The organism is Exobacillus caeni (genome assembly GCF_005747095.1).
GTDB classification, from domain to species: domain Bacteria; phylum Bacillota; class Bacilli; order Bacillales; family Guptibacillaceae; genus Exobacillus; species Exobacillus caeni.
Genome location: NZ_SWLG01000008.1, coordinates 228,048 through 250,932, shown reverse-complemented (window position 1 = coordinate 250,932; position 22,885 = coordinate 228,048). Strand labels below are relative to the sequence as shown.

Genomic DNA, 22,885 nt, shown 5'->3' with positions numbered 1-22,885 from the left:
CTACCGTTAAAAGGATTTTTGTTATATTAAACAGAAATAAGATACAGACGACTTTTTTTCACAGGAGGAAAATATGGAGAAACCGATTGAATTAGGTTATAACATATCACTAATCGACTTATTTGATTTAGGGATGAACCAGAGAACAGGTTCTTACGTGTTTCATGAAGAGGAACTTACTATTATTGAAACGAGTGCCAGTCCGTCCCTCCCTCACTTGTTGAATGGGTTAGAAGAAATGAAAATAGCTCTTAAAAAAATAAAATATATCATTGTGACTCATATTCACCTTGATCATGCAGGAGGAGTGGGCCTTTTGCTTCAAAAGTGCCCGAATGCAAAAGTTGTTGTCCATCAGAAGGGATACAGACACCTTTCGAATCCTTCCAGGCTTATAGAAGGTGCAAAAGCTGTTTATGGCGAAAAATTTGATGAACTGTTTGATCCGATACTTCCGATTCCAGAAGAAAACCTTATTATAAAAGAAGATGGAGATACATTGGAGTTAAGCGAAGGAAGAACCCTTACTTTTATGGATACCCCGGGACACGCAAAACATCACTTTTCTATTTTTGATTCAAAAAGTAACGGTGTTTTTACAGGTGATACAGTTGGTGTTTATTATCCTCAATTGCTTCTTGATGGGGTTGAGCTTTATTTGCCCTCAACTTCTCCTAATCAATTTAGTCCGGAGGCAATGTTACAATCAGCTAAACGGATTGAGGACTATGGTGTTGATCGTATTTATTTTGGCCATTATGGAATGTCAGAAAATCCAGATGAAGTTTTTGATCAGCTACGACACTGGCTACCTAAATTTGTTGAAGCCGGGAAAACAGTCATAGAAACGAATCCGGAGTTATCCTTTCAGGAAAAATCCCAACTTATTTCTGAAAAGCTTTTTGATTTGGTAAGCAGGTTCCTTGATACTAAGAACGTATCGCGGGATGCGGTTGTGTATGAAATACTAAATCTTGATTTGAGCGTATGTGCAATGGGGATAACGGATTACTTATCAAAACAAACACTAAATAAATAACTTAGAAAAAATCCACCTTTCTGTGAGAATGGTGGATTTTTTTAAATAATGGCATTCAAATGTGGAGTTTGGGAAAAATACATTATACCAGGTTGTTAATTACTTAATAAGCGGTGATACGATGATGTTAGTAATAAAGATTCTAAGTCTGTACTTGATTACGATAGCAATAATGAGATTGATGGGAAAGTCAACAATCATTCAAATGACACCGTATGATTTAGTTGCCATCATCATTGTGGGAACAGTTGCTTCAGAACCACTGATCAGTACTGAATATTTGCCCACTCTGTATGTATTAGCCATTCTGGTTGGATTACATATCATTTTTTCAATGCTTACATTAAGCCAATTCGGAAACCGTTTCTTTTTAGGTGAACCCACCTTGTTAATAAAGGATGGCCAGATTCTTGAAGACAATCTAGAAAAGTCTCATTTATCTGTATCACAGGTGCTTTCGATATTAAGGAGTAAGGGTTATCCCAAAATATCAGACGTGGAGTATGCAATGCTTGAACCGATCGGCGAAATAAGTGTGATTCCAAAAGCCGAAAACACACCGGTAACAGTTCAACACTTAGAAATACCTATCGATGATGAAGGGATGCCTATCGCTGTCATCATCGATGGAAGAATTCAACATCGGAATTTAAGATTGCTTGGCAAATCCAAAGAGTGGCTACAACAGCATTTAGAATCAAACGATTTGAAGGTGAAGGATATTATTTATGCTTATGTTAACGAAAAGACGAAAAAGTTAAACATTAATAAACGTTCCAGCAACTAAGAGGTATGGATTATTTAAAGAGAAAGCAGGAAAAGAAACGATTGAAATCGAAATTACTCCCGGATAAAAATTAAAGGGGGTTTTTTAGTGGCTAATTTTAGTTATGACATTGTAGAAGTGCCGGCATATCGCGGCATCGGATTTAAATGGGAGGGACCCTACACTGAGATCCATACGCTTAAAGATGTAATTTTGAAAATGAGCAGCCGTGTTGGAGAACTAGAACAAGCAGTAAACCCGGAAGTTCAATTAGGTTTATCCTATCACTTGAGACCTGATGGCTTTGTACATTATTCGGTTTTTGAAGTTGGAGAAGAACAGGAAGTTCCTGAAGGTATGGTGGAAATCAAAGTGCCGGAAATGACCTACATTATTACACATCATAAAAAAGGGAAGGATATCGGAGAATCTTACCAAAACCTTTATCAATGGTTTAAGGAAAGCGAGTATTCTCCATATACAGAAACAGATTTAACGTACTACGATGACCTTCCTATCAAACATGAGAGATACCCGGTTGGCCGCGATTTGGAAGATCCTCATTTTGATATCTTGATTCCTGTTATAAAAAAGTGATTATTAGAGATAGCAATCTTCATGGCGTGTGAGTGTTCACACGTTTTTTTTTGCTTAGAATACTTTAAAATGGCCTGTAAAGGAGGAATGTTTATGAATAACCTGAACTTATTGTTTCGAGAAAGGATTGGTCTTTCTAAAAATAAAACAATTACTTTTAACAACTTACCTGAGGTTCTCAATAATGCAGCGATGGAAATCCCATTTGAAAACTTGAATGTTCTAGAAGATCAAGCAGATGAAATAACAAAGGAGAATCTCATAACGAAAATACTGACAAAAAATCAAGGTGGACTTTGTTATGACCTGAACGCTATTCTTTATTTGTTTTTGCTAGAGAATGGTTTTAATGTTTCTTTGATTCGGGGAGTAACATATGATTCTTCAAATCAACGATGGAATACGATTGGGAAAACCCATGTAGCGATTATTCTGAATCACAAAGAACAATCTTATATCATTGATACTGGTTTTGGAACGAATTTACCTTTAAAACCTGTTCCGTTTAACGGCGAGATTGTGACATCTAAAAATGGTGCGTTTCGTGTTGAAGGTGTTGATACTGAACACGGTGATTACATATTTTTTATGAAGCTATATCAAAAAGAGAACGAATGGAAACCAGGGTATGTTTTTGATGCGTCGGAGGCAATGAAGAACGTATCCACTTTAAACGAGGTGCAAGAAGTAATTCGAAAACACCCCGATTCTCCTTTTAACAAGCGCCCTTTAGCTACCCGGTTAACAGACAGAGGAAATATAACTTTAACAGGGACTTCTTTTACTGAATGGGTCGATGGAAAAGTGAAGAAAGAGAATATTGATAAAAGACAATTTACAGAGATGTTGCAAAAACACTTTGGTATTCAACGATAATATTGAGTACAGCGGGTCAGGGTCAGCTTTCCATTTCCATTGCATTCAGGTCACATGTTGTTTTCCAGGTGCGAACGCTAGATTGAACTCCTGGCTTTTGAATCAGCCATCTTATTCTTATCACCTCCGTTAATTCCGCTTAAGAGAGCAATGTGGATAAAACACTTTATCCCTCTTACTTATGAAAGCTTCTTTAGTTCTTCCTTTTATTCTCGAATTATCCCTTTACTTAGTAAGGCTCTTTTCTAAAAGATTGTTGTTTATCCACAAAAGCGAAAAACTGCGACATAGCAAACGGCTGACCGCTACGGAAGTACACTACGCTTTCCGGGGGCTCGCAGGACAAGGAAGGATACGGCAGCGTTATATCGCACGGAGAAATTGTGATGTTCATTTTCGAGGAGTCTGCGTGTATTACCTTCGCTGAGCTGTCTTTGACGTTCCACATCTTTGAAAACGTCAATTAATTGGAGCAGAGGGCAGTCGACTCCTGCGGGAAAAGCAACATCTGAAGATCCCGCAGTGTTGAAAAGTGGAGGCGAACGCCAAGAGAGGTATGGATTGGATTGAATCGCATGGAGATAAGAATCAACGCCGAATGAAAGAGAGCCGATGTTGCCTTATCGCAAGGAGGTGAGGGAAATCCACTAGTCTCTGTGAGCCGAAACTAGACAGGCGGTTTTTGCTGACAAGGAAGCTGAAGCGTTGCCGGCGGAAAGCGAACTGCCCGGAAATCAATGCTGCAATTGCGTCGCAGTTCATCCTTAATGGGAGCTTATTATACAACAAGTAAGCAAAAAGATCATTTAGTATAAGACAAAACAGAAAAAGTTCTTATAGTTGACATTTTCCGATTAATTTACTAGTATAATCCCGATAAAACTTATAGGAATAATAGATAAAAAGGAGGGAATAACTTGGGTACACTTATGAAACGATATCTAAATGTATCTTTAATAATAAAAATAACGATTGCGCTTTTTCTTGGTGTTATCGTTGGTCTTATTTTTGGCGAGGATGCAAATGTATTGGCGCCATTCGGTGACTTGTTGATTCGGTTGCTTCAGTTTATAATCATTCCGCTGATCTTATTTACATTGATTGTCGGAGTTAACCAGACACGGTTAGGAAATTTAGGACGCATGGGTGGAAAAGTGTTTTTATATTATGTGGTAACATCAGCTCTGGCACTTATCGTCGGATTGATTGTGGCGACGGTCATGGGGCCGGGTGAAGGAATTACCCAGCAGACGAATGAAACAATCGAGGCTAATGAGCATCCCGGCATTGCGAGTGTGTTGCTCAATATCGTGCCGAGCAATATTGTTACGGCATTCACTGAAATGAATTTACTCGGCATTATTTTTATGGCAGTTACTTTTGGAATTGCCATTTCTGCATTGAGAAGTTCAGATGAACATAGAGTGCTTGGCGATCACATTTATAAAGTGGTCGATGGAATGAATGAAGCGACTTTTCAGATCATGAACATCATTTTGCAATATGTTCCGATCGGTATTTTTGCTATTATCGCAAAAACGGTTGGGAACCAGGGGTTAGACACCATACTTTCGCTTGGAAATATGGTCGCTGTTCTTTATATAGCTTTGTTCGTTCAAATTGGAATTTATATTGTTTTAATGTTGTTATTTAAAGTGAAGCCAGGGCAGTTTTTTGCCCAGGCCCGTACTCCGATGATTACGGCTTTCGTGACCCAGAGCAGCTCTGGAACATTGCCGGTAACGTTAAATGCAGCAAGTAAATTAGGTATATCTAAAAGTTTGTATGGCTTTAGCTTGCCACTTGGCGCAACGATAAACATGGACGGAGCAGCGATTAGAATCGCGGTTTCTGCTGTATTCGCAGCAAATTATACGGATACGACTCTAAGCCTTGCAAATATGGTTGCCATTGTTGTTGTCGGTACACTCGCATCAATCGGTACTGCTGGAGTACCCGGTGCAGGGCTTGTCATGATCGCAACAGTCTTTGCGCAGGTTGGATTGCCGATCGAAGTTGTTGCATTGCTTGCTTCAATCGACGCCCTCGTTGGAATGGGAGCAACAGCATTGAATGTCACAGGTGATCTTGTCGGAACTACTTTGATCAGTAAAACAGAAGATAATGAAAAAGAACCCGTTTCTTCATGATTCTTAGAACCAGACATCATTTTTGATGTCTGGTTTTTAAGTAACAGAAATCTGTCAGGCACAGGCTGCCTGGTCACAGTTCACCGGTAACAGCTAGAGTGTGGTATTTTCTGGAGAGTGGACCCCTTATAATCCTAACGTTTTTGAAGCCAGCCTCTTCCAATAAAGGTAGAAGTTGTGAATGAATCATTTTAGTTATCCCCTCCCAGCTTACTCCATTTTTTCCATCACAAAGTGTAATACACAGAGAACTTGTTGGTTTAAGCACTCGGTGTATCTCATTGATTGATCCTTGTAAATCTCCCCAGAAGTAAATTGAATGGATGCTAAACACTCTCGAAAACTGTCTGTCTTTAAAAGGAAGATTGTTTACATTTCCAAGAACAAACGAAGCTCTTTTATTGGTGATTTTTTTATAGTTTCTTCTCTTTGCCGAGTTGATGAGGGTCTTTGATAAGTCTATTCCAGTAACCCGATGAGTAGGAGATTCGTCTAGCAAAAGTTTTATTGCATAACCTGCTCCGCATCCTATATCAAGAATATCTTCGTTTTCCTGAAGGTTTAAAAGGTTGATTGTCCAGTTAGTTTCAGTTTTATGCTGGCGATTCATTTTTTCGCCTATATACCATCCCAACAATCCACTCGGCATTCTGTATTGACTGTCGATGATGTCTCTAAATTTTTTTAATAGCAAGATTCTTTCCTTCTTTCTTTTTAAGATTTGTATAGGTAAAGTATAGGTAGGAAAAAGATATTAAACAATATAATAGAAACTATACTTATTATTAGATTTTTTTATAGGAGGGAGTGGGAGCGTTGGAAATCAACCAGCTGAAGGCATTTGATCAGGTTGTCCGTCTAGGGTCTTTTAGTAAAGCGGCAAGGTACCTGGATGTTTCACAGCCTACGATAAGCTTACGAATTAAAGAACTGGAGAAAAGCATCGGAGGCCCTATATTTAATCGAGTTGGAAAACATATGGAACTAACAGATTTGGGCAAGGGATTTCTTCCTTATGCAAGGCAGGCATTAGAAGTTCTTTTAAAAGGAGCAGAAAGAGCTCAATCGATCAAAGAAGGAAAAAGGGGAGAAATTAAAATAGGGACATTGCCTACTTTTACAACTGGTCTATTTAGTTCAGCGATCGTGGCAATGCAACAGAATTATCCAGAGATTAACCTGGTTATCCATACAGGTCATAATCAGCAAATCATGGAAATGCTGTATGATGGATTTGTAAAAATGGGCTTGATCACTTCTCCGTTTTTTAATAGTGACTTGAAAGAACTGCTTTTGATAAAGGAACCCCTTATCCTTGCAGCTAATAAAAACCATCAATTAAGCAGGTTAAAAGCAAAAAGCTATACTGTAGGAGATGTGTTTAAATACAGCAACCCATATATTCTCACGGACTGGAGTGAGGAGAGTAAGCATTGGCAAAAGACTTTTATGAGCTTTGGGCTGGAATCGTTAGAGCTTCCTCCTTTCACAGCAATGGATTTTATCCGAAAGGGGCATGGTGTCACACTGCTCACTGAATCGTTTGCGAAAGAATTGTTAGATAGCAGAACGCTCGTTAAGCTTGAGCCGGCGGATTTTCCGGCATTATTCAGGAAAATAGCGCTGGTAAGCTTAGAAAGCGAATACGCATTAACACCATCTGCAAAGACTTTTCTAAAAGTCTTGAATGGTATGGTCGATATATAAAAGGAATGGCTTCATAGCTTTTTAACGGTATAAAGACAATAGCAACAGCCAATAGAATCGATTTTTAGTAGTACATTGTTCAATCAAAATTTTATGAATGGTTACGGGGTGAAGTATGTTATCAGAAAATATCACATTCGATACTTTTGATCAACAGGACACAGATTTGGAACAAATAGGAGAGCTATACTGTAAAACATTTTTAAAAGAAGGCTATACAACCGATGATAAAGAGGCTGCAGTTTCCAATATTAAAAAACATGCAGGTTACAAGGGATTCTATGGTGTAAAGGGAAAAGATACAAAAGAAAGGATCGTTGGATTTGCTTATGGATATTCAAGTTTTCCAGACCAATTTTACCGACAAAAAATCGCAGCACAGCTCACAGAAGAACAGATAAAACACTGGTTGAGTAATTGCTTTGAGTTTGTCGAGATAGCTGTGGACCCTTCCTACAAACGTCTTGGAATTGCGAGCCGCTTGCATGATGAATTGCTATCTCAAGCGGATCATAGGACATCAGTTTTGACGACAGGCACCAGCAACAATCCTGCAATTAAGTTTTATCAAAAGAAAGGATGGATGCTAATCAAAATGAATGCTCCGGTCCTTTCTATAGAAAGTCCACAAATAATCATGGGAAAAGAACTGATATAAAATTAGTGCTTTTAATATTTTCTATTCTGTGCAATAATAAGGAAAATTTATAAGCAGGGAAAAGCGATGATGAGGAAAGTAGATCAACTTCATTTTCTAACAGAGAGCTTCGGTTGCTGAAAAGAAGCAGAAAATAATTGATTGAAAATGGTCTCTGAGCCGATGGGTCGACATTCATTAAAAGAATTAGATTCAGACGAGATTTGTCACTCGTTACAAATGACAGAGTATAAGAGTTTCTTTTAAGCTCCGTACTTAGTGAGGCTGATAATGTGAGTTATTAGCGAAAAAAGGTGGTAACACGAGTGATACCTCGTCCTTTGACAATGCTGTTGTCTTAGGGCGAGGTTTTTTATTTTTTGTAAAAAGGAGGATGTAAAATGAGTATTTTTATTGGTGGAGCATGGCCTTATGCGAATGGTTCGCTGCATTTGGGACATATCGCAAGCTTATTGCCCGGTGACATTTTAGCGAGATATTTTCGTGTGAAAGGGGAAAAGGTGCTGTATGTTTCGGGAAGTGACTGTAACGGAACGCCGATCGCGATTAAAGCAAGGCAGGAAGGTGTTTCACCAAAGACAATCGCCGACAGGTACCACAAGGAGTTTGAAGAGAGCTTTAAGGCACTGGGTTTCACATACGACTGTTATACACGGACGGATTCAACCCACCATCATGAGGTGGTGCAGTCTATCTTTCTTCAATTGCTAGAAAATAATTGGATTTACAAAAAAGAGGTAGAACAGTGCTATTGCGATTCCTGTGAACAGTTCTTGCCGGATAGGTTTGTGGAGGGAATCTGCCCTTATTGCAGTCGGGAAGCGAGAGGGGATCAATGTGATCATTGTTCAGCCATTTTAGACCCGTTAGACCTTCTTTCGAAAAAGTGTAAAATTTGTGGCTACACTCCAATTATCAAAGAAACTGAGCATTTCTATTTTGAGTTAAGTTCATTCCAGAAAGAGTTGGAACACTATCTGGGAAAGGCAAGAACAGAAGACAGGTGGCGTGATAATGCCATTCAATTAACAGAAAGATACTTAAAAGAAGGCCTTCATGACCGGGCAGTTTCACGTGATCTGCCTATTGGGGTGAGTGTACCTGTAAAGGGTTATGAAGATAAGAAGATCTACGTATGGATCGAAGCGGTGTCTGGTTACTATTCAGCAAGTAAACAGTGGGCTACCGAGCACCAAAAAGAGGAGACGGCTTTCTGGGATGAAAATGCTGTTTCCTATTATGTGCATGGAAAGGATAACATACCTTTCCACACGATTATCTGGCCGGCGATTCTCCTTGGAATAAGAAAACGTGCATTGCCGACACATATCGTTTCTAATGAATACGTAACCCTGGAACAGAAAAAGCTTTCTACAAGCAGGAACTGGGCAGTATGGATTCCGGATATTTTAAGCAGGTATAACGCCGACTCTATACGCTATTTCTTAACGATCAACGCTCCTGAAAACAGAGATGCGGATTTCTCATGGCGGGAATTTATTTATAGTCATAATAGCGAGCTGCTTGGAGCGTATGGCAATTTTGTCAATCGAACATTAAAGTTTATCGAAAAAGCTTATGAAGGAAACGTTCCGGTTGGAAAAGTAGATGTAGATATCAAAAGAACTACAAATAAACTATATGAAAAAGTCGGTTCATTGATCTCTCACACTCATTTTAAAAATGCTCTTCAAGAAATCTTCTGTTATATTCGAAACACAAATAAATACTTTGATGAGCAGAAACCATGGAAACAGGTGAAAGAAGAGAAAACATCCTGTGATGATACGATGGCAACCTGTGTTTATATTATTGCAAACCTTGCACAGCTGCTATATCCTTTTCTTCCTTTTTCCAGTGAAAAAGTAAAAGAAATGCTTCGGCTGGGAGAATTAAAGTGGGAAGAAACCGAGCATACGGTTGTCTCATTACATGAGGTTAAACCGCTTTTCGAAAGAATTGAAAAGGAACGTATAGAAGAGGAGCTGGATAAACTGCGTCGGGAAAGTGTTAAATAGTGTACGAGGAAAAGAGGAGAGGGAGAATTACGAAAAGAATATATTTTTGATAACATAAAAGAAGAATTTAACAGGAGGATCACAGGAAATGGAAAATACAAATCAGATAAAGATCTGTAATTCATTAGAGGGATTAGATTGGGGAGAACTTGTAAACCTCTTTGAAACAGTGGAATGGAAAGGGCGGACAAAGGAAAATCTTCAGCAGGCGTTTCATTCGAGTTATTATGTTGCACTTCTATATGATGATAACAGGCTGATAGGCTGTGGAAGGGTTATCTCCGATGGAGTCTTTTATGGTGCGGTCTATGATGTGATTATTCATCCCGACTATCAGGGCAAGGGTATCGGCAGGAAGCTGATGGCTAATATTTTATCAAAAATGGATGATGTGAACTTTATTCATCTTACGACTACAGAGGGACGAGAACCTTTCTATGAAAAACTGGGCTTAAGAAAGCATAAGACAGCGATGGCCAGATACTTAGATCCGGAGCCAGCGAAAAAGTATTTGGAAGAGGCGAGATTTCTTAAGGAATGATAGATTTTTTCATTAAATCATGCTTAAAAAAAGGAGACGATTGGCATTAGAAAATTAATTATGTTTATTGGTACTGTGATTGTCCTGTTTGTTTCGCTGCATCTCACTCCGAATCTAGCACTTAGAACGCACGTATTGATGATGGGGCACCCACAGGCAGCGATATCTTCATCCATTGTCGATGACTATTTTCATAACAGGGTGGATAAAGAAAAACTAGCTGAAGAAAATGCTAAATGCTATAGCCTTTCTAGTCCACCGGTGGAAAAGAGCACACAGGGATTTTTGAAAAATTACATCGTGAAGAAAAAAGGATTTCTGTATTTCGCGGACTATTATGGAGATGCCTAGCATGTTGTTCTATTTTTCAGGAGGAAATGGAATCCATCAAAGGAAGTAGTTCATGACTAAGTTTTTGGAGGTACCGCAATTGACTCAACCATCACTAGAATACAAAGTATTTGGATCCGCGTAAATCTGTTTTATTAATTGAAACTGGTATCGGCTGTTCCTTTTATAGCTGGTATCCTTTTGTTGATAAAATTAAAGCAGACTTTACAGTTATCCTTTACCATCGGGCAGGCTACGGAAACAGCACTGCAACTACGAAAGCGAGAACAACCGAATATATTTCAGAAGAACTAAATAGTCTTGTCGAATACCTTGGCATAACCGAGCCATTCTTGCTGATGGGCCATTCTTATGGCGGATTATGTGCCCAGCACTTTGTTAAGAAATATCCTGAAAAGATAAAAGGATTGATCTTGCTAGATTCCACTTCTTATAATTTTAGAGAGCTGTACCACTTGAATCTACCTGTGATGAATTCCTTGATCTCTTTGGAGAAAATGATAGAAAGTAACGTAATGGCATCTCAAAGATCGTCAAAAGGACTCCGAGAAGAATTCAAAGGTATGATTGAGAAGAATAAGGAAGATCTGTCTGAACACGAGGGAAAGAAATTTGAGGAATTTATAACCGATCCCACACTGTTTCAAACGATTGCAAACGATTTCGGACACTGGGATGAAAGCGGCAGGATGATCAAGGAGATGGGAGCGTTCCCTGATATTCCGCTGGTGGTAATAGCCAGGGACAAAGAAGAATCAATCAAACCTTTTATAGAACATAAGATTCCAGAAGAAGAGGCTATAATGTATGAAGATGTCTGGAGAAAGCTTCAGGTCGAGTTATCCCGTTTATCAACGAAGGGAGTATTGATTGTTGCTGAAAAAAGTGATCATGAAATTCATATCGATCGACCGGATGTTATCATCCAGGGATTAAAAACATTAGGAGACGCTTAAAGCATATTATTACGATTTGAGTTTAAAGAGCCTCTGAAAAATTCAGTATATTCTTTCATCAAGGAGTAGTATCATTTAGATAGTCGAAAGAACAGGGGGAATAGTGATGGCTCATATAAGAAAGCTAGAAGAACAAGAGTTGATCAAGGCTCTGCGGTTATCTGAATATGCATTTCAGTATGAAGTCAGTGAGAGTGAGAAGGAAGAAAGGCTTGAAAGACTGAAAAGGCATGAAATATGGGGTGAGTTTACAGAGGAGCAACTTATGTCAAAGATACATATTCTATCGCTCGAGGTTTCCATCAATGAGAAATTTTATTCCATGGGTGGAGTAGCTGGAGTAGCGACCTGGCCAGAACATCGAAGGAAAGGTTCTGTTTCAAGACTTTTAAAAAAATCATTGCTCAGTATGAAAGAAAAAGGGCAGATGGTCAGCTTCCTCCATCCGTTCGATATTGATTTTTACCGTCGCTTTGGATGGGAAATCACCGCTTCCATGAAAAAATACAATTTCGAAGCAAAGAACCTGTTCATATATCAAGATATAAACGGAACAGTAGAGCGGATATACAAGGACGATAATCTTGATCCTGTTAAAAAAATTTACGAGTATTACTTCAAAAGGTACAACGGGTTATTAAAAAGGGAAGACTACTGGTGGACACAGGCCATTTTCACGAAAGGTTTTCAGGCGGGCGTCTATTATGATGAGAATAAAAATCCAAAGGGCTACGTTCTCTACAAAATGAAAGACCAGCTGCTAGATGTACAGGAAATGGTTTACATGGATGAACTGGCGCGAAGAGGGCTCTGGAACTTTATCTCACAGCACGACTCTATGGCAAATAAAGTAAAAATGATCTTACCGATCGATGACCAGCAGCCGTTTTTATTAAAACAGCCGAAGATTGAGCAGGAAATCTTTCCGTATTTTATGGGACGTATTGTAGATGTTAATCCATTCCTTGAACAGTATGAGCTGAACAAAACTGATGAACCACTGACATTGCATATTAAGGATTCTTTTGCAGAGTGGAACAATGGAACCTTTGTTGTTTCAGAAGGTAAGGTAGAGTATTCCGAGAATGCGGATAAGCAGCAAGGTTTACAGATGGACATCCAGACACTGATGGCAGCTTTAATCGGTTATCAAACAGCTGACTTCTTATATGATTGCAGGAAAATATCTGGAAGCAAGGAAGAGTTTCAAAAGTTTAAAGAAGGTATTCCTACGAGACCGGCTAGTTTTTATGACTTTTTCTAAAAAATATTCTTGGGGTAGCTGCTAGCTGCTCCTTTTTCAATGATTTTATCTTGAAACTCCGAATAAATGATGCTGAACCTCCGTACGGAATTAACATGACAGGGCACGGTGAATGCGGAATTACCTCCTGTTGGAGATGACAACAGGCTTGAGGAGAAAGTATTAATCCTCTTAAAAGCAATTCAGGGATTACCAGGAAAATGCCAGGCAGACCATGTATTCTAAGAAGACAAATCAAGAGATGCCGGCGCTGACCGTAGAAGAGTTGAACAAGATTATTTCTGTTCATCTAAGTAATGACCTCATTGTTATTTAGAGGACGTCTTTCGTTAACTATCCTCAAGAAAAGACTGTTGACTTCAAATTTTAATTGTGTAACTATGTTAATAAGAAATTTGGAACAAAACTTCATATGTAACACTAGGGGTGCTGAAAAGCTGAGAGAGGCAATCGCTGCCTTAACCCTTGAACCTGATCTAGGTAATACTAGCGAAGGGAAGTGGTACGGAACGTTTGGTGATATCTAATTGTTTTATATGTAATTAGGTAAAATCAACATTCTTAAGACATACAACGCAACCACTTCTTGATGAAGTGGTTTTTTTAATTGCAATTTCGCCGAGCATTCATGTTAGTAAGGGGTTTTTAATGACCAAAAGTAAGGAATAGGGAGCTTTTTAATAGTTTAATTGATATATTTGCCGAAATAGCCGTCGGGACCGCTTAGAAGCCAGGCTTATAGTTTTTCATTCTTGTTTTATTGTCGGGTTTGCCTGATTTATTTGCCACATAAAAAATTTGTTGTCCAAATCTCATCGTTTATTAGCCTGACCCACTAACCAATTCAAGGGAGGTATCGCTAGTGGATGAAAAATTATTGACTATACTCCATCAAGTAAAAGAACGGCAGGATGAGCTAATAGATCTGTTAGAAACGCTCATCCGCTTTAAAACGCCTGCACCTCCAGCACGAAACACAGAAGATGCTCAGAAGTTTGTCACCGAGTTCCTTCAAGAAAAAGGATTCTGCATCGACAAGTGGGATGTGTATCCCGGTGATCCGAACGTCGTAGGTTTGCTGAAAGGGACTGATCCAGAACAGCATAAGAGCCTCATCATCAACGGCCATATGGATGTAGCCGAGGTTAGCGAGGATGAAGAGTGGGAAACAGATCCGTTCACTCCTATCATAAGAGATGGCAAGGTGATCGGTAGAGGAGCAGCAGATATGAAGGGCGGTCTCGCCGGAGCGTTATTCGCAATCCAATTACTCCATGAAGCAGGAATCAAACTCCCGGGTGATCTAACCTTCCAGTCTGTTATAGGAGAAGAAGTTGGAGAAGCGGGTACGCTGGAATGCTGCAAGCGAGGATATACTGCAGACTTTGCGGTTGTGGTTGATACGAGCGATCTACATATTCAGGGCCAGGGCGGCGTCATCACCGGCTGGATCACTGTAAAAAGTAAGAAAACTTATCATGATGCGACTCGCCGGAACATGATCCATGCGGGAGGAAAGCTTCACGCAGCAAGCACGATCGAGAAGATGGCCAAAATTATCCAGGGGCTTCAGGAGCTGGAAAGGCACTGGGCTGTAATGAAAAGCTATCCGGGGTATCCACCGGGAACGAACACGATCAATCCTGCGGTGATCGAAGGGGGAAGGCATGCGGCCTTTATCGCTGATGAATGCCGCTTATGGATTACGGTCCATTTTTATCCGGATGAAACATATGAGCAGGTTTCCAAAGAAATTGAAGAGCATATCCTGGCTGTTGCCAAAGGAGATCCATGGTTGCGTGAGAACCCGCCAACATTTGAGTGGGGCGGCACATCGATGATCGAAGACCGCGGCGAAATTTTTCCGTCGCTTGAAGTTGATTCAGTGCATCCTGCCGTTCATACTCTCATGAACTCACATGAATGCATCCTGAACGAAAAGGCGATCGTCGATGTTTCACCGACCGTAACAGACGGTGGCTGGTTCAGCGACGCGGGAATCCCTGCTGCCATCTACGGTCCTGGCGACTTGCAAAATGCCCATGCCGTCAATGAACAGGTTTCGATCGAGCAGTTAGTTTCCTATACACAGGTGCTTTTAAAGTTCATCTACCAATGGTGCCATACACAAAAATAACTGAATTGGAGTGAGACAAATGACGTTTACCGAGCATCTATATGAAAAGCTTCAGCCAATCTGGCGAAAGAACCATGCCCATCCTTTTGTAAAAGAGATGGGGGATGGAACGTTAGATCAGGATAAATTCCGTTTTTATATGATCCAGGATTATATTTATTTGATCGATTACAGCAAGCTGTTTGCGATCGGTGCTGTAAAAGCGACGAACCTGGAGGACATGGGGAAATTCGCAGAACTCCTTAATTCCACTATGAACGAAGAGATGGCGCTTCACCGGCAGTATGCGGAGCGTTTTGGTATCTCGAACGAGGAGCTGGAGAATGCGGAAGCTTCTCCGGTCACTCTGGCATACACCCATTACATGCTGTATTCTGCCCAGAACGGAACGCTTGCAGAACTGCTCGCGGCGCTTCTTCCATGCATGTGGAGCTACTGGGAGATCGGTAAAGAGCTGAATGAGGTACCTGGAGCATGCGACCATGAATTGTACGGGGAATGGATCAAGATGTACAGCTCGGAAGAATTCGGAGAGCTGGCCCAATGGTGCATCGAATTGATGGATAAAGCGGCGGAAGGAAAGTCAGAGGAGGAGCTCCAGAAGCTCGAAGAAATCTTCCTCAACACGACCCGTTATGAATATATGTTCTGGGATATGGCGTACAACAGGGAAATGTGGCCGACCGATGAGTGATTCGGTTTTAGCCTTTAATAGTATTGCATTCCACTATCAAACTGGCAAAAAGAAAGAAGCTGTTTCTATTTTTGATGGCATCGACTTTCGTGTGAATGACGGGGAGTTCGTCAGTATCATCGGACCGAGCGGATCTGGCAAGAGTACGATATTCCGTCTGGTCACAGGGCTTGAGAATCCAGCGGCGGGAGAGATTTTCCTCAACGGGAAAAAGACTGAGAACAGGCTCGGGCAGGTCGGCTACATGCCGCAGCAGGATCTGTTGATGCCCTGGAGGACGATCAAGGAAAACGCCGTGCTGCCTCTCGAGATCAAAGGCATGAAGAAAGCAGAAGCAGAAAGTCGTGTACTGCAGCTGTTAGATGACTTCGGATTAAAAGGCGTGGAGGATAAATATCCTGGCGATCTTTCCGGCGGGATGCGGCAGCGTGTTTCTTTTCTGAGAAGTATCTTGAGTGGTTCGAACATCCTTTTACTAGATGAACCGTTCAGCGCACTCGATGCGATCACCCGGCTTTCGATGCAGGAATGGCTGCTTGCCCAGTGGCAGAAATGGAAGAAGACGATATTGTTCATCACGCATGATGTGGATGAAGCGTTGTTTTTATCAGACCGAATTTTCGTTCTGACCGGAAGACCGAACCACCAGTTGACAGAAGTAACGGTACCGCTCGGGCGTCCCAGAACCGTCCGTGACCTGAGCCGTCCGGAAGTCGTGACACTAAAAGAACAACTGATCGACCAGCTTCGTTCGAAGGAGTTATCATGAGAAAACTTCATTCCTATCTACTATCAAGTTCACTCGTTCTCGTCTTGCTGGTCATCTGGGAAATCGGCGCATGGTCTTACGGTAAAAGCTTCATCCTCCCGACTCCGAGCGAAATCGCAGTGAAGCTCTGGGAACTGCGGGAGGTACTTATATTCGAACACTTGCCAGCTACTCTTTTGATCATCGTGATCGGACTCGCCATTTCAATCATCGTCGGCTTTGGCCTTGCGATCTGGATGAACGTGAGCAGAATCGCGGAGAAAGCTTTTTATCCGATCATCATTTCGTCACAGACCATTCCGATCATCGCACTTGCACCGATCTTTGTGCTCTGGTTCGGCTATTCGATCTGGAGCAAGGTCGTCGTAACGGTGTTGATCACGTTTTTCCCTATTACAGTGAGTGCGTTCGATGGATTGCGTTCTTCTGATAAAGATTTGAAAGAACTGATGCTGACGATGGGAGCATCCAAAAAAGACCTGTTTCTTAAACTGGATGTACCGTCAGCTATGCCGTCCATTTTTTCAGGGCTAAAGGTCGCGGTCACGATGAGTGTGATCGGAGCAGCGATCGGCGAATGGCTCGGGGCACAGGCTGGACTTGGATATTTTAGCCGCCGTATGATGACCCAGTTTGATGGTGCTGCTGTATTCGCTCCGATCGTCCTGTTATCAGCAGTCGGCATCCTATTGTTTTTACTCGTTACAGTTATTGAAAAAATCGTATTGAGATGGAGGAAACAGGTGTGAAGAAACTTTTAGTTTTCATTACTATTCTAGCTTTATTAGCGTTAGCTGCTTGCGGAAATTCGGAAACGGCAGGCAGTAACGGAACAGATGGGGACCCGGGCAATAAAGGTCTTAAAGAAGTGAGCATCATGCTCGATTGGTATCCGAACGCGGTGCACAGCTATTTATACGTAGCACAGGAGAAAGGGTACTTTGAAGATGAGGGAGTAAAGGTGGATATCCAGTTCCCGGCCAACCCGACAGATCCGTTGAACCTTGCAGCTTCTGGAAAAGTGACGCTTGGATTGTACTATCAGCCGGATGTGATCATCGCCCGTGCAAACGAAAAGGTTCCTGTTAAATCAGTTGCGTCGATCGTTCGCTCACCGTTAAACCATGTTGTCTTTATGGAAGACAGCCCGATTCAATCTCCAAAAGATTTAGAAGGGAAAACGGTAGGTTACCCGGGTATCCCGTTGAACGAGGCTTTACTTCAAACGATGGTCGAAAATGACGGCGGAGATTTCAGCAAGGTGGACATGGTCGATGTTGGTTTTGAACTTGGTTCATCGATCGTTTCAGAAAAAGTGGATGCCGTGATCGGTGCATACATTAACCATGAAGTACCGGTGTTAAAACATAAGGGTTACGATACCCGCTATTTCAACCCGGTCGACTATGGCGTGCCCGCTTACAATGAGATCGTGCTCGTGACCGGGGATGAAACATGGAAAAAAGATAAGGATGCGATTCAGGCTTTCTGGAGAGCAGCTGAAAAAGGTTATCAATTTATGAAGGCAAATCCTGATGAAGCATTGAACATCCTACTTAGTAACCAGGATGAAGCAAACTTCCCGCTTGTAGAAGAGGTAGAACAAGAGAGCATCGATATTCTCCTTCCGAAAATGGAAGAGGACGGAGCGGAGTTCGGGTCTCAAAGCAAAGCGTCATGGGAAGAAGTCCGGGACTGGATGTATGATGCCGGCCTGATCAAATCTTCACCGGAAGTGGATGATATGATCGTTGATATAGAAGAATAGATGCAGAAAATAGTGGTCACCTTTGTAGAGAAGGTGGCCGTTTTATTGCATAGCAAACCTGTGGAAAACACATTTTTCGAAATCAGGAACCTTTTTTGGTAAAATTTGAACATCTTAGAATGAAAGATAGAAAGCTGGTTTTAAATTATGAATAAAAGATGGATTGTATATCTTGTTTCGTTCGCTGCCTTTTTCGGGCCTTTTACACAGACGATTTATACACCGATGCTGCCGGAAGTCGAACAGCAGCTTCATACTTCCGGGTTTATGGTAAACCTGACTATTTCGATTTTCACTCTCGTTCTGGCGTTGATGCAAATCGTCTATGGTCCTATGACAGATAGGCGGGGAAGGAGAAAAGTATTATTAACGGGGATCTTGATCTATGTTGTCGCATCTATTGGAGCAGCATTTTCTTCCTCGATTTATTTGCTGCTAGCGTTCCGGGCGTTGCAAGCAGGTGGAATGGCTGTCGGTTCTGTTGTGGCAGTGAGTGTGATCGGGGATTTATATGAAGGGAAATTACGTGGAAGGGCGATGGGAACCTTTCAGATGCTTGTGGCGTTAGGGCCGGTCGTGGGACCTGTGATCGGCGGATTTGTAGGAGAACATTTCGGCTTTCACAGTGTGTTCTGGGTACTGGCTGTCACTGCACTGTTATTATGGCTAGCTAATTTTATCTATTTACCTGAAACGAAGCCGGATTCTGACCTGAGAGCCCGCTTCAGTATGCGACAATTTTCCGATGTTTTATCAAAACGGTCAGGGTCGGCTGTTATATTGTTAGGTTTCATTCAATATTTTACGTTCTATAACTTCCTGGTCTTCTTGCCAGATCTACTAACAAGTTTCTATGGTTTATCGGCGAGTGAGAACGGACTGGTGTTTCTCCCGATGTCCTTGTTCGTCGTGATCGGCAGTTTTACAGGAGGAAGGGTGCAGGAATACTTTCAGGGCAATAAGTTGTTGACGGTTACTGCTTCACTCAATGTGTTCGCAACTTTTTTATTCGTCTTGCTCGCTCCTGTTGCATTGCCTGCGCTCATTGTCAGCATCTCTTTGTTCGGATTTTGTCTCGGCCTTTCGTTGCCGGTTCAAACGACTATACTTGCTGAGGAATTTCATCATAATCGTGCGACAGCAATAGGCGTCTATAACTTTTTTCGCTATCTAGGGATGGCGGCAGGACCGCTGATAGGAGAATTCTTCTATCAATTCGGCAACCGCATCGAATTTATCTTCGCGGGTATTGTCTTTGCTGTTGCTGTATGGTTTGCAGCGACACAATTTTCCCGCTTGCGAAAAGAATCAGGGGCAGCGGTATAACTGTAAAAAATGCAAAAAAACCGGACAGAAAAATTTTTCTGTCCGGTTTTTTCACATTACCATGAGCCAAGTCCGATCTTTTCCTGTGCCTTTTTGTTTCTTTCCCAGAGCGACAGTTTGCTGTCATCTTTTTTCTTTTTCAGTTCTGGCTGTTTCACACGTCCTGCATATTGTTCCAGGGTTTGTCTTGCTTTTTTTAACGGCATATGGATTTTCGGATTTCGAATGCCTTCATCTCGTTCCCCAAGGTGCGGAAAATTCTTGAGGTCATGTTTGGTTGGTTTCTGATGAAAAGTAAAACGGCCTATCTGGATTAATAATTCCAGCTGTTGTTTGGAGTACTTTGCTGAAGTGGCTTTGTGGATTCCAATCTTCTTGGCGATTCCTTCTCTAAGCAGTTTATTGAGGGCATTATTTTTCAGGAGATAAAGCTGGCTTTCTTTCGAGGCAACTTTTGCATGCTTGTTGACCGTGTACAGCGCAACAGCGATTGTTTCAATTTGTTTTTCATTCAATTTTATTACTCCCTTTCTATACTTATTAGTATACCTGTTTATTTTGAATTTTAAAACCAGGAAGCTGTTCGAGGAATAAAAAGGAGAAGGAGGATAGAGAAGTCTTTACAATACCTCCTATTGTTGACTAAACAGAACTAATACACAGAAACAATGACTTTAAAATCAATTAAAAGATGTTATAGAAGTAAAATCTTTCATTCCTTTGAGGGCTCTATATATTCTACTTCCATGCTGCGTTTCACTATCCATTTTATAAATTCGATTTCTTTTTTAGTAAGGGACCGGTTCACAAAGGTTTGAAATTGTTTTAGCAGTTCATTGTACCGTTTAACTTCTTCTTCCGTCATCGACCTTCACCCTATTTCTAAATTTTCTGTTAACTAATTATTAACATTTGAAAGGATAATGGTCAATAAACAAGACCCTGCATGTTATGTATTTAGTTCATTCTAGAAGACTTACTACAATGAAGAAACTTCAAAGACAGACAACTTTTTTCATGAACTTTTTCCAATAATCTTCACCACGAAATAAACTGGCAACACTCCATAAATTGGGTGCCAGTTTGTTTTGCAACTCAATTGGATTCTAAAAATCGAAGAATCCTGGCATAAACGTTTTCTCGAATTTCTTTCTTTTCATTAAGCAGTGCGTGCCTGCCGTTCTTTATATGGTGTTCTTCTAACTGAGTAAACTTTTCATTGATAAACGCTAAATTATGTTTCCAATCAACCGTTTTATCCTTATCCCCCTGGATGACACATGCCGATGTGTTTGTAGGGCTGTATGTTTGTATCTCTTTGTTCCAGTTCATTAATGCATCGATCCATTGCAAAGGAATTGCAGCAGGTTGTAAAGGATCGTTTTTCATAAAAGAAATGTATGCCGTATCGGAAGAGTTTTCCCGAAATTTTCTTCGAATGTCGTCAAGGAATGGGATAGGCTCCATCAGATGAAACCCGAGCTTTGTTAAATTCCAGTGGTTCGACCTTACGAGGGGGGCAATAAGCAAAACTTTTTTGAAGTGGTGGTCATGGTTTTTTAATACATAATTGATCGCAATCGCTCCGCCTGTACTATGGCCAATAATATAAAAGGGTTCAGCCATTTCATTTTTTGCAATGCTTATTAACTTTTCCAGCGTTTTCACATAGTCAGAAAAATCGGCTACTGAGGCTGAGTCCCCTCCGGAAAGCCCATGGCCCTGAAGATCGTAGCTAATCACCGTATAATGATTTTTGGTTAAATTCTTGATGACATTTTTTAATGTTCCTACATGGTCAAGATATCCATGCAGAAGAAAAATGTTCCCTTTGCTTTTTCTCGGCACATAAATTTGTGCCATAATCTTGGTTTCGTTGATATCTACCTTTCCAAAATGAAGATCGATATCCTTTAGATCAAATCCATAGAAATCGAGGTATGCTTCAATGTCAGCTGTTTTTTCTACAGGTGTCTGAAAACTGATCGGTTCCTCCCAGCATGACAAACGATCGACGACTTTTTCTATATTGCCCATGTAAAATCTCCTGTCTGGTTTGTCGGTTACTTATCAGGTTTAGTATTAGCTTACACTAATTTGTATATTACGAAAGCAATTTTTTTGCTGTTTTTCAAAGGATTATTGTCTATGCACAAAAGTGATATACTGTGGCTCAAATGCAGCATTGATTTCCACTCCGGGCAGTTCGCTTTCCGCGGGCAACCATCCGTTATGTCGCAGTTCATCTCAAATTTGAAGCTTGTAAAGCAACAAGATATGCGAAAAAAGCCTTTTTTATGAGAACATAATTCTTATTTGAACAAGATCTTGAATGCTTCCATCCCGAGGGCTGCGCGAATAAACCCAAAGTTCGCCGGTACGGGTAGATGGTGTTCTGTCAAACCTGATCTGTGTCCCAAAATATCCGTATGAAGGTGCACCGGCCGTTGTTTGAATTGCCGTTTCTTTTGCCACTACCTGGCCATTGTCGTCAACCACTCTATAAAGAGCAACTCCTTCAAACACCCGGGCATACCCTTCTAAGAACTCCCTGTTGCTAATCGTTGTGCCGGGCATTGGATGGAAAACAACAATGTTTCTAGAAGTTGGAAGAGGAATTATCAGTCGGTATCCTTGATAAATCAAATCAGGTGAGAAGCCAGTTCGGCCCCTGTTAGCTTCGATAATAGAATTCATCGATAGCCCGAATCTTCTTGAGAGCTTAAAAATAGTATCATTCGGTTCCACTTCATAAATGAAAGCAGGTACCAGTACCACAGAGTTAACATTGATCAAGTTTGGGTCCTGTATTGCTGGATTGATCCCCGTGAGTAAGTCCAAACTGGTGGAATATCTGGTGACATATTGAGTTAATGTGTCTCCTGGACTAACAATTTGATAGACTCGATTAGGCTGTGGCGAAGCTGTTGTCAATGGAACGATAAGAACTTCTCCCGGGAAAATTAATCCCACATCCGTAAAAGGGGGATATAATGCATTGGCCCGGGTAATCATCTCTACATTGCTTCCCAGTCGTCTGGCTATATCATAAAGCGTATCACCTTGCCGGACAGTGTATATAAAGTGGTTTCCTTCAATTATGGACATTGTTGGCACTCCATTCTTCTTATACTCTGTTTTAAAATATTCATGACATAGGTATTAGTGCCAGTGTCCAGGTGAAAAATATAGAAAGCTTAAATGAAAGCAACTGCTAAAAGGTAATAAAGAACATACGCTTGTTTAGTGGTTGCTCTTTCAGGTATGA

The 22,885-nt window shown here is 41.0% G+C and carries 23 protein-coding genes, 1 riboswitch and 1 other annotated feature; of the genes, 18 read left to right on the top strand and 5 right to left on the bottom strand.

Annotation, left to right across the window (positions count from 1 at the left end; genetic code table 11):
• Positions 1 to 73 precede the first annotated feature (73 nt).
• From FCL54_RS13520 to FCL54_RS13500, 5 genes are all read left to right on the top strand, one after another.
• A complete protein-coding gene (locus FCL54_RS13520) occupies positions 74 to 1,039 on the top strand; it encodes an MBL fold metallo-hydrolase (RefSeq protein WP_138127159.1) in 966 nt (321 codons plus the stop codon).
• Positions 1,040 to 1,160: 121 nt separating this feature from the next.
• A complete protein-coding gene (locus FCL54_RS13515; protein WP_138127158.1) occupies positions 1,161 to 1,826 on the top strand; it encodes a DUF421 domain-containing protein in 666 nt (221 codons plus the stop codon).
• 87 nt (positions 1,827 to 1,913) lie between these two features.
• Positions 1,914 to 2,402, top strand: a complete 489-nt coding sequence (locus tag FCL54_RS13510; protein WP_138127157.1) for a GyrI-like domain-containing protein — start codon at positions 1,914 to 1,916, stop codon at positions 2,400 to 2,402.
• A gap of 93 nt (positions 2,403 to 2,495) precedes the next feature.
• Positions 2,496 to 3,278, top strand: a complete 783-nt coding sequence (locus FCL54_RS13505) for an arylamine N-acetyltransferase family protein (protein ID WP_138127156.1) — start codon at positions 2,496 to 2,498, stop codon at positions 3,276 to 3,278.
• Between the two features lie 917 nt (positions 3,279 to 4,195).
• On the top strand, positions 4,196 to 5,428 hold the full coding sequence (locus tag FCL54_RS13500; RefSeq protein WP_246055238.1) for a dicarboxylate/amino acid:cation symporter: 1,233 nt from the start codon (positions 4,196 to 4,198) through the stop codon (positions 5,426 to 5,428).
• Positions 5,429 to 5,501: 73 nt separating this feature from the next.
• On the opposite strand, the gene FCL54_RS13495 is transcribed toward FCL54_RS13500, so the two are convergent.
• A complete protein-coding gene (locus tag FCL54_RS13495) occupies positions 5,502 to 6,122 on the bottom strand; it encodes a class I SAM-dependent methyltransferase (protein ID WP_138127155.1) in 621 nt (206 codons plus the stop codon).
• Positions 6,123 to 6,244: 122 nt separating this feature from the next.
• Here FCL54_RS13495 and FCL54_RS13490 point away from each other — a divergent pair, with 122 nt between their 5' ends.
• The 13 genes from FCL54_RS13490 to FCL54_RS13430 all read left to right on the top strand — a co-directional run bounded on the left by FCL54_RS13490 (position 6,245) and on the right by FCL54_RS13430 (position 19,617).
• On the top strand, positions 6,245 to 7,135 hold the full coding sequence (locus FCL54_RS13490) for a LysR family transcriptional regulator (protein ID WP_171016840.1): 891 nt from the start codon (positions 6,245 to 6,247) through the stop codon (positions 7,133 to 7,135).
• Between the two features lie 115 nt (positions 7,136 to 7,250).
• Positions 7,251 to 7,793: a GNAT family N-acetyltransferase gene (locus FCL54_RS13485; RefSeq protein WP_138127153.1), complete on the top strand. Its 543-nt coding sequence runs from the start codon at positions 7,251 to 7,253 to the stop codon at positions 7,791 to 7,793.
• A gap of 57 nt (positions 7,794 to 7,850) precedes the next feature.
• Positions 7,851 to 8,117 (top strand) — a binding site (T-box leader).
• Between the two features lie 56 nt (positions 8,118 to 8,173).
• Complete coding sequence (gene metG / locus FCL54_RS13480; protein ID WP_138127152.1) at positions 8,174 to 9,811, top strand: methionine--tRNA ligase; 1,638 nt, start codon at positions 8,174 to 8,176, stop codon at positions 9,809 to 9,811.
• 88 nt (positions 9,812 to 9,899) lie between these two features.
• On the top strand, positions 9,900 to 10,352 hold the full coding sequence (locus FCL54_RS13475) for a GNAT family N-acetyltransferase (protein ID WP_138127151.1): 453 nt from the start codon (positions 9,900 to 9,902) through the stop codon (positions 10,350 to 10,352).
• A gap of 60 nt (positions 10,353 to 10,412) precedes the next feature.
• Positions 10,413 to 10,703, top strand: coding sequence for a hypothetical protein (locus FCL54_RS13470; protein WP_138127150.1), 291 nt, complete (start codon positions 10,413 to 10,415; stop codon positions 10,701 to 10,703).
• A 110-nt stretch (positions 10,704 to 10,813) separates the two neighbouring features.
• Positions 10,814 to 11,659 (top strand): alpha/beta fold hydrolase, encoded by an 846-nt coding sequence (locus FCL54_RS13465; RefSeq protein ID WP_138127149.1) that lies wholly within the window; start codon positions 10,814 to 10,816, stop codon positions 11,657 to 11,659.
• Between the two features lie 106 nt (positions 11,660 to 11,765).
• On the top strand, positions 11,766 to 12,923 hold the full coding sequence (locus tag FCL54_RS13460) for a GNAT family N-acetyltransferase (protein WP_138127148.1): 1,158 nt from the start codon (positions 11,766 to 11,768) through the stop codon (positions 12,921 to 12,923).
• Between the two features lie 412 nt (positions 12,924 to 13,335).
• Positions 13,336 to 13,438, top strand: a riboswitch (TPP riboswitch).
• Between the two features lie 347 nt (positions 13,439 to 13,785).
• The gene (locus FCL54_RS13455) at positions 13,786 to 15,060 is read left to right on the top strand and encodes an acetylornithine deacetylase (protein WP_138127147.1); all 1,275 of its coding nucleotides are present in this window, start codon (positions 13,786 to 13,788) and stop codon (positions 15,058 to 15,060) included.
• A 19-nt stretch (positions 15,061 to 15,079) separates the two neighbouring features.
• On the top strand, positions 15,080 to 15,754 hold the full coding sequence (tenA, locus tag FCL54_RS13450) for a thiaminase II (protein ID WP_138127146.1): 675 nt from the start codon (positions 15,080 to 15,082) through the stop codon (positions 15,752 to 15,754).
• Positions 15,747 to 16,523, top strand: a complete 777-nt coding sequence (locus tag FCL54_RS13445) for an ABC transporter ATP-binding protein (protein WP_138127145.1) — start codon at positions 15,747 to 15,749, stop codon at positions 16,521 to 16,523. The genes tenA and FCL54_RS13445 overlap by 8 nt, the downstream gene beginning before the upstream one ends.
• The gene (locus FCL54_RS13440; RefSeq protein ID WP_138127144.1) at positions 16,520 to 17,272 is read left to right on the top strand and encodes an ABC transporter permease; all 753 of its coding nucleotides are present in this window, start codon (positions 16,520 to 16,522) and stop codon (positions 17,270 to 17,272) included. The genes FCL54_RS13445 and FCL54_RS13440 overlap by 4 nt, the downstream gene beginning before the upstream one ends.
• Positions 17,254 to 18,291 (top strand): ABC transporter substrate-binding protein, encoded by a 1,038-nt coding sequence (locus FCL54_RS13435; RefSeq protein ID WP_138127143.1) that lies wholly within the window; start codon positions 17,254 to 17,256, stop codon positions 18,289 to 18,291. Before FCL54_RS13440 ends, FCL54_RS13435 begins: the two co-directional genes overlap by 19 nt.
• A gap of 147 nt (positions 18,292 to 18,438) precedes the next feature.
• Complete coding sequence (locus FCL54_RS13430) at positions 18,439 to 19,617, top strand: MFS transporter (protein ID WP_138127142.1); 1,179 nt, start codon at positions 18,439 to 18,441, stop codon at positions 19,615 to 19,617.
• A gap of 56 nt (positions 19,618 to 19,673) precedes the next feature.
• Here FCL54_RS13430 and FCL54_RS13425 read toward each other — a convergent pair whose 3' ends face one another.
• From FCL54_RS13425 to FCL54_RS13415, 4 genes are all read right to left on the bottom strand, one after another.
• Complete coding sequence (locus FCL54_RS13425; RefSeq protein WP_171016839.1) at positions 19,674 to 20,132, bottom strand: YkyB family protein; 459 nt, start codon at positions 20,130 to 20,132, stop codon at positions 19,674 to 19,676.
• Between the two features lie 197 nt (positions 20,133 to 20,329).
• The gene (locus FCL54_RS24065) at positions 20,330 to 20,482 is read right to left on the bottom strand and encodes a hypothetical protein (RefSeq protein WP_171016838.1); all 153 of its coding nucleotides are present in this window, start codon (positions 20,480 to 20,482) and stop codon (positions 20,330 to 20,332) included.
• A gap of 230 nt (positions 20,483 to 20,712) precedes the next feature.
• Positions 20,713 to 21,654 (bottom strand): alpha/beta hydrolase, encoded by a 942-nt coding sequence (locus FCL54_RS13420; RefSeq protein ID WP_138127140.1) that lies wholly within the window; start codon positions 21,652 to 21,654, stop codon positions 20,713 to 20,715.
• Positions 21,655 to 21,912: 258 nt separating this feature from the next.
• Positions 21,913 to 22,725, bottom strand: coding sequence for a LysM peptidoglycan-binding domain-containing protein (locus FCL54_RS13415; RefSeq protein ID WP_138127139.1), 813 nt, complete (start codon positions 22,723 to 22,725; stop codon positions 21,913 to 21,915).
• Positions 22,726 to 22,885: the final 160 nt, after the last annotated feature.